7 protein-coding genes are annotated in these 7,707 nt (G+C 39.2%); all 7 read right to left on the bottom strand.

The annotated features are described in order from the left end of the window. Window positions 1-1,787, bottom strand: a 1,787-nt coding sequence (locus tag QS62_RS02620) for a two-partner secretion domain-containing protein (RefSeq protein WP_156550041.1), incomplete at its 3' end; no start/stop codon positions are given. A gap of 22 nt (window positions 1,788-1,809) precedes the next feature. Next, window positions 1,810-3,603 carry a ShlB/FhaC/HecB family hemolysin secretion/activation protein gene (locus QS62_RS02615; protein WP_066105502.1) on the bottom strand — a complete coding sequence of 598 codons (1,794 nt, stop codon included), beginning with the start codon at window positions 3,601-3,603 and terminating at the stop codon, window positions 1,810-1,812. A gap of 132 nt (window positions 3,604-3,735) precedes the next feature. Continuing rightward, complete coding sequence (gene nanA, locus QS62_RS02610) at window positions 3,736-4,617, bottom strand: N-acetylneuraminate lyase (RefSeq protein WP_066105499.1); 882 nt, start codon at window positions 4,615-4,617, stop codon at window positions 3,736-3,738. A gap of 23 nt (window positions 4,618-4,640) precedes the next feature. Beyond that, on the bottom strand, window positions 4,641-5,507 hold the full coding sequence (locus QS62_RS02605) for a MurR/RpiR family transcriptional regulator (RefSeq protein ID WP_066105496.1): 867 nt from the start codon (window positions 5,505-5,507) through the stop codon (window positions 4,641-4,643). Between the two features lie 18 nt (window positions 5,508-5,525). Further along, window positions 5,526-5,993, bottom strand: coding sequence for an N-acetylneuraminate anomerase (gene nanQ / locus QS62_RS02600; RefSeq protein WP_066105493.1), 468 nt, complete (start codon window positions 5,991-5,993; stop codon window positions 5,526-5,528). Between the two features lie 9 nt (window positions 5,994-6,002). Beyond that, entirely contained in the window at window positions 6,003-6,887 is an 885-nt protein-coding gene (locus QS62_RS02595; protein WP_066105490.1) for an N-acetylmannosamine kinase, read from the bottom strand. Window positions 6,888-6,902: 15 nt separating this feature from the next. Further along, window positions 6,903-7,592 (bottom strand): N-acetylmannosamine-6-phosphate 2-epimerase, encoded by a 690-nt coding sequence (locus QS62_RS02590; RefSeq protein WP_066105488.1) that lies wholly within the window; start codon window positions 7,590-7,592, stop codon window positions 6,903-6,905. Window positions 7,593-7,707 lie beyond the last annotated feature (115 nt).

Here is a 7,707-nt window from a genome sequence, read left to right as displayed (position 1 = left end):
TGATTATTAAACTGAGCACCTTGGTAATTTAAATCACCGAGTGTACGTAACACACCTTGCTGATTATTTAATCCTTGAGCCAATAGGAAATCTAAACGATTGGTACCGGTTTGTTGCCAATAACCTTGTTGATTGTTGAGATAATTGGCTTGGATAAGAAAATGATTAGCCAATAATTTTGCATTAGGTGTTGCAAGCGTCGTTGGGGTACTCAATGTTGCCGTTTTATCAATAAAGATTTCACTATTGGCTAACGTAATATCGCCTTGTTTAGCGAGTAATGTCAGACGATTTGCACTGGTTTGGCTTTGGGATAAATCAATCTCTGCCGCTTCAATATGGATATGATCAGAGGCAAGATTTTGTCCATGTGCAGCGGTATGTTGTTCGGTAACAAGGTGGAGAGTTTGTCCTTGATCATTATGTGGATTAATCGTTTTCTCTTCTGTTGTTGCGGTTGGCGTAAAACGTACACCTGCTGCTAATACAGAGGTCGTTGAAGCATCAATATTCTTCGCCTGATAAGCGATATTACCTTCTGCCAAACTCTCACCGGATTGGCTGATGGTTTCTTTGGCTTTTAGGGTGATATTGCCTTTACCTTGTGCTTTTCCTTTGGCAATCAAACTGCCTTGTTGTTGAATCCCTTTTTGTTTACTGGTAGCTTGCAGATTTCCTTGTTGGCTATACATCACGCCAGACGCCTGATTTTCTATCTGATGTTGACTTTGCAGAGTAATATCTTGTTGGGCACCAATATAACCTGTATTCACTAGTTGCCCTTCCGTTGTGACTTTTACTTCACTTACAGCAGCACCAATATGACCCGCGTTACGTACTCCTAAGCCATTTTCTGTTCCTATCAGGTGGATTTTATTCGCATACATACCACCTAATTCAGCTACATCAACCGCATAGCCAACAGGCTCGGTCGCGTCACCAGCATGTATCACTTGGATACTGTCATTTTTAGCTGAAACCTGATTTTTTCCAGTCGTTACTTTTAATTCTTTTGCCCAAATCCCGGCATTGACTTTCACTTCTTTAGCGATGATGTCGGTATAATCCTGACGGCTTGTATCCATTCCTCGGCCAGAAACAGTGACAGCGCCTTTTTCTACGCGATACCCGGTGACTTGTCCATTCTCAATTTGTACTTCACCTGTGGTAAAGGTACTGCGTCCTGCATTAATCACCCCGCAGCCTTCGCAATGAATCCCACTTGGATTGGCAATAATCACATCGGCTTTACCGCCCGCTACTTCAATATAGCCTTTTAATTGGCTTGGTTTAGTGGCATTGACTTCGTTTAAAATGACTTTTGCCTCACCACCAACCAAATACGGATTGGCTTGTACCCAGCCACCTTGCTCGGTCTGCACATTCTTACGGCTATTGTTGAGAATTGCCCCTTTTTCGGCGACATCAAACTGTTGATATTTATTATGTGATAAGCCTTTATCATTTGGGGTTTGAATATTAACTTGCGGTAAACCATTTGCTGTTTGCAAAACGATCGGTTGTTGGTTTTTAGGCGCACTACTATCTGCTCGAATTTGTAATTCATCTGCTTGAGCGGACGCTAAATAGAAAAAGCCTAAAAGACTATATAATCCAATAGTAAGTGGTCTTAATGTCCAGCGAGGACATTTACTAAGTGTAAGCGAAGCGGAATGACAAATTTGACTTTCATGTTTGGCTTTACCTTCGCGTGTTGCGATTTCTGACACCACTACTAAACGTTGTAATGTTTTACTAAAGATAATGCGATAAAGATGTTTATTCATAATTTACTCCCCAACGCTTCACTTAGAATTGATAACTTAAATTAAATCCGGTTGTGACATGTGATGTCTGAAATCCTTTAGGTTTATACAATGGGATGCCGACAAAATAGTCATAAGCAAGACCCCACAAATTACCACGTAAGCCAATCGCTCCACCCATTATATTTTGTCCGAGCAATTCTTTGGTGTAGTTGCCACTCACATGGCCGCCGTCTAATGCCAGATAAAGTTCATGTCCTTTATTGGCAATATTCCAGCCTAATTCATTACGCCATACCCAACCACGTTCGCCTGTCAGGGTGAGTTCACCATCAAACCCTCTAACCGTATAACGTCCGCCAATACTAAACATATCTTGTAAAATTAATGGGGTTTTATTCCATTGTGCTTGCCAGCTGGTATTAAATTGCCAAGGTTGCTGACCAATCATAAAAGGCTGTTTAAAACTGAGTGAAGCTGTCATAATTGTCGGACGAGAGGTTCCTTCGCCAAATTTTTCTTCTGGCGCAGGTAAAGAATGGTATGCGCCAGTACCTTGTTTATAATTAAAATTCATGTCTAATGTTGCACTGCCGAAATACTCTCGATGAGATAAGCCAGCCGTCCAACCCGCCATTCGGCGATGTTGAATCTCAATTTCCGCATCATCAATAAAGTTCGCACTTTCTCTGTGCCAAATACCAACATTGAATGTCGTTTTTCGAACGTTATTGCGATATAGCACTCGTGAAAGATTGAGTGTTGTGGTTTCACTTCGTCCGGCATATTCATAATTGGTGAAAGCACCAAAAACTGTTTGATGGTAACGATTTTGTGTAGAAGAGAAACTGAATAACCAATCCTTCCAAGGAATCGCATAATATAAACTGCTGCTACGGCTACCACGACGGCCAGGATCGTCACTGCCACGAGAAATACTGTGCGTATAAGATCCATAGAAAATGTCATTGAGCGAAAGTAAATTCTCAATCGACACTGTCGCTCCAGCTTGGAGTCGTCCTGTTGCTTTGCTTCCGCTATCATCTAAAGACAGCGATAATCGATAAGGAAAGGCTTGTTTAAAATCGATCTGTAAATCACTCTCACCAGGTAATGCTTGAGCATCTTCTGCCGGCACAATCTGAATATTGGCATCTACATGCGGTGGACGTTTTAAGTTTTCTAAACCTTGCTCAATATCTCGGATATTAAGCAAATCACCTTGCCCTAGAGGTAAGGCAAACCAAACCGTGCCTTTATGGGCTTTTAAAACATCACTATGATCACGTAAAAGAATATGTCTCACTTTACCGGGAACCACCGTAAGCACTAAACGCCCTTGACGCAAATCTTGTGGCTGAGCCAATACACGTGTCGTCACATACCCTTTTTCAATAATCGCATTTTGTACACGTTTAATGATTTCACCTACCCCTTGTCCTCCCAAACAATGCGGTAAAGTAAAATCTTTAGGTGCATACACAGCACGTAATGCCCAATCGAAGTTGGTGCGTAGATCAGCAGAAGTGAGTGTGTCAATAGAGGATTTTTCTGGTGAGAATTCAGTTAAATAGATTCGCGAAATAAGAAAGCACGGCGATTCCGAGGGAAATGCTTGAATATCATTGCCCTTTGCGGTGACACGGACTTCACGATGTTCAGCAAATGTACTTTGACGTGCTTGTTCTTGTGCTTGTTGACGTTGTTGTTGTTGAGCATCTAACTTTTGTTGCTCAATATAATTTTGTTGGGTGTTACTAATATTACTGCTTTCTGCTGCAATAACACCATAAGAGACAAGACTAAGACTGGATAATAAAGCGATTTTACGTAACATCAATCATCACATTGGTTATCAATAATTACAAATATTATAAATCTTCCCTTTATACTGTCTAGATACAAAAAATCTGCACTTCAATTTTTTGAGTGCAGATTTTTAAATTTATTGAAATATCAATCAATTATCTTATGCAAGATATTTCGCTTTTAACTCTTTTGCAAAAGCAACTTTTTCTGGTGTTAATTCTTTTGTCATCGGTTCACGACAGTAACCTGCATCAACACCATCAAGTTTCAATAATTCTTTAATGGTGAGGTATAAACCATTTGATAAGATACCTTCGATTAAATCATTAGTTACGTGTTGAATTGCGCGTGCTTCAGCAATTTTACCTTGTTGTGCATATTCAAAAATTTGTCTTGCACGTACACCATTAACATTAAATGTACTACCAATTGCGCCATCAACGCCTAATACCGCAGCAGAAAGCATCATTTCATCGAAACCAGCCCAAATTAGGTGATTTGGATAAGCTCTCTTCACACGTTCTAATAGATAGAAATCACCCGCAGTAAATTTCACACCGATAATTTTTGGATTTTTATAGAGTTCACCAAATTGTTCTACACCAATGTTTACACCTGTTAAGAATGGGATAGAGTAAACAATCATATTATTGCCAGTTTCCGCAATAATGGTGTCATAGTAATTTTTGATTTCTGCAAAACTAAATTTATAGTAGAACGGTGTTACTGCTGATAAACAGTCATAACCTAATTCAGTTGCATATTTACCTAATTCAATAGATTCGTGAAGATTAACGCTACCAACTTGCGCGATTAATGCAACTTGGTCTTTTGCTTCATCTTTCGCAATACGGAAGATTTGTTTTTTCTCTTCAGTAGAAAGCATAAAGTTTTCGCCAGTACTACCGCCAACATATAAACCATCCACTTTCATTTTATCAATGTTGTAGCGAATGATTTCACGCAAACCTTTTTCGTTAATAGAACCATCTGCGTTATATGAAACTAATAGTGCACTGATAATACCTTTTAAGTTTTTCATAGTGTTTCCTTATGACAAGAGAGTTATTTGATTCGTTGTTCTAAAATGACATTTAGTGTTTTTTGTTTTGCTTGAATAGCACGCTGTTCTTCTTTACGTACCAATAAAGCGTAAATTAAATCTAGCACAAACAATTGTGCAATTTTTGTACCAATTGAGTCGCCTTGCATCTGTCCTTGGCGATTACCATTAATCAATACATAGTCTGCCACTTCAGTAATCGGTGAACGTAAGTTATGCGTTAATGCTATTGTTTTCGCTTCATTCTTTTGTGCAATTCGCAAAGTACGAATAATTTCTTCAGAATAACCAGAATGACTAATGCCAATAACGACATCGCCTTTTTTCATTAATGATGCCTGCATATACATAAAATGATTATTGGTTGTAGCATCAACTTGCAAACCAATGCGCATCAATTTATGTTTCATATCTTCTGCAGTGATCCCAGATGAACCAACACCAAACAAGAAAATTCGCTTCGCGCTTTGCAGCTCATCCACTACTCGTTCTAATTGCTCAAAATCCAATAGATTGATGGTTTCACCTACTACATTCACCAATGCAGTCTGTAATTTTTTCGCAATCTCAAATGCACTATCATCGGAAGAAACATCAGTATCCAACAAAGTTTGATTTTGTTTTTCTTGCGTCGCCAATTCAATCGCCAGTTCTAATTTAAAATCGGTATAACCTTTAAAACCAAGCGTACGACAGAAACGGATAAAAGTTGCTTCCCCTACGTTTAATTGCGCAGATACTTCTGATAAAGAAGACTGACTCAATAAATTTGGTGATGCCAATATTGCGGATGCAATACGCTTTTCCGTTTTCGTTAAACTATTTTGCAAAGCGCCAATAGTATCAAGGATTTTTCCGCTCTCTGACATTCCGGCCTCCTGATGAGATTAAAGTAGGGTGACTGGTACTTTTACAACCAGTTTTTTCAAATGCTGTACTTGTTGTTCTACATTACAGCATGGTTTATGCGGCTCATAAGGTAAGAAAATCGCAAACATATTTGGACGTAACACAATTTCACTTTTTGCTTCAATATCTGGTGTTAATTGATAATCGTCTTTCTCATCATATTCTGTATAAAGTGAAAGATCTGGATAAACTGGACTACATTGAATAGCTTCTTTACCGCTGATTAAAACTTGAATATCTAAATATTGACGATGAATTTCCGCTTTTTTGCTCTCTGCTGCGCAAGTATCTAATTCCATAACATTCATATAGATTTGATCAGTAATGTCATGACGTCCTACTTCTAAAGCAGCAAGATCGATTGTTTTCAAATAATCGAGAGCTTCACCAATCACTTTTGGTAAACCTAATTTGTAATCCTGTTTTGTTAAATCACCAATAAACATATGTCATCCTTATTTTAGTTTCGCTTGATTTTGTTCAACCCACCATGCTGCACCGATTAATCCTGCATCTTGTCCATGGAAAGCACGTTCAACTTGGCATTGATAAAATTTAGGTTGTTGTTGTAAATAGTGCTGTACGAGCGGCAAATAACCTTCTGCCAAGCCAACACTACCGCCGATCACTACTTTTTCGATATCTAATCCAATCACAAGATCGGCAATTAAATTAGCAATCGTACTCGCTGAACGGTGTACAACCGCAGTTGCTTGTGGATCTTGTTGACGAAAGCGTGCAAATACTTCTTTTGGTGAACAAGGGTTCTCCCAAACGCTCGCAGCCGCTTCAATCGCTCGACCTGAAGCAATCGCTTCTACACAACCACGCCGTCCACAACCGCACACAGGCCCGTTTGGATCTGCTAATGTATGCCCAATATGCCCTGCAACACCATTAGGTTCAGTTAATAAACGACGCTCCAAAATAATACCACCACCAACGCCTGTAGATACGGTGATAAAGACAAAATTTTGAATTTTTTCTACATCTTGTTCTTTATATTCTGCACAAGCAGCCGCTTGTACATCATTGAGTAATCCAATTGGTTTATCAGTATGGCGAGCAATACTCTCTTTTAGCGGAAATTCAGCTAAGCCACCTAAATTTTTAGGATTCAACGCCGTTAATACACCATTATTAATAATTCCGGTAGAAGCTACTGCTACACAATCAAATTGCCCTTGATATTGAGCAACAATTTGTGCCAACGCTTCGTGCATACCATCTACTGCATTTTGTTGCGGTGTCACAATTTGCTGGCGCTGTGTTACTACGCCATTCTTCACTAATGCAGCTGCAATTTTTGTACCACCAATATCTAATGCGAGAACTTGCATAGGCTGTCCTTTCTCTTATTTATTTGCCGATTTCACTGCATCAGCAAACCAACTTACAATATGTTCTAAGCGAGTTAATGCTGAACCTACAGTTACCGAATGTGCGCCAATTTCAATCGCTTTTCTTGCTAATTCTGGTGTGTTATAGCGCCCTTCAGCCATAACACGACAGCCTGCTTTCGCTAAATCAATCACTAATTGATAATCAGGTTCTGCTGGAATTGGACCGCCTGTATAGCCAGACATCGTACTACCAATCAGATCAACACCTAATTTTTGGCAGAACATCCCTTCTTCAAAAGTTGAGCAATCTGCCATTGACAATAATCCTAATTCTTTAATACGTTTGACGGTATCTTCAATGCTCGTTGGGCGAGTACGGAAAGTACCATCAAAAGCAATAATATCTGCACCAGCTTCTGCTAATGCTTCTACATCTGTTAAAAACGGGGTAATGCGTACTGGACTATCTGGTAAATCACGTTTTACAATCCCAATAATCGGAACTTTCACCATTTTGCGTGTTGCTTTTAAATTATCAACGCCTTCAATACGTAACCCTGCTGCTCCGCCAATTACAGAGGCTTGCGCCATAGCTGCCACAATTTCCGGATGATCCATTGGACCGTCATCCACTGGTTGGCAAGAAGCAATCAGACCATGTTTAATCACTTCAAGGATATGTTGTTGGTCTAAATTTGACATATAAACTCCAGTAAATTTCACAAAAAAGAAGTTAGGCTTCATTATGCTGTGTAATTTACTCTTATGTCTTACTGAGAACAAGAAAAATAATTTTTTTTTGAGATCTAGATCATAA

It is taken from the genome of Gallibacterium salpingitidis (assembly GCF_001678495.1).
Classification (GTDB): domain Bacteria; phylum Pseudomonadota; class Gammaproteobacteria; order Enterobacterales; family Pasteurellaceae; genus Gallibacterium; species Gallibacterium salpingitidis.
This window is presented reverse-complemented; position numbering and strand designations above follow the sequence as displayed.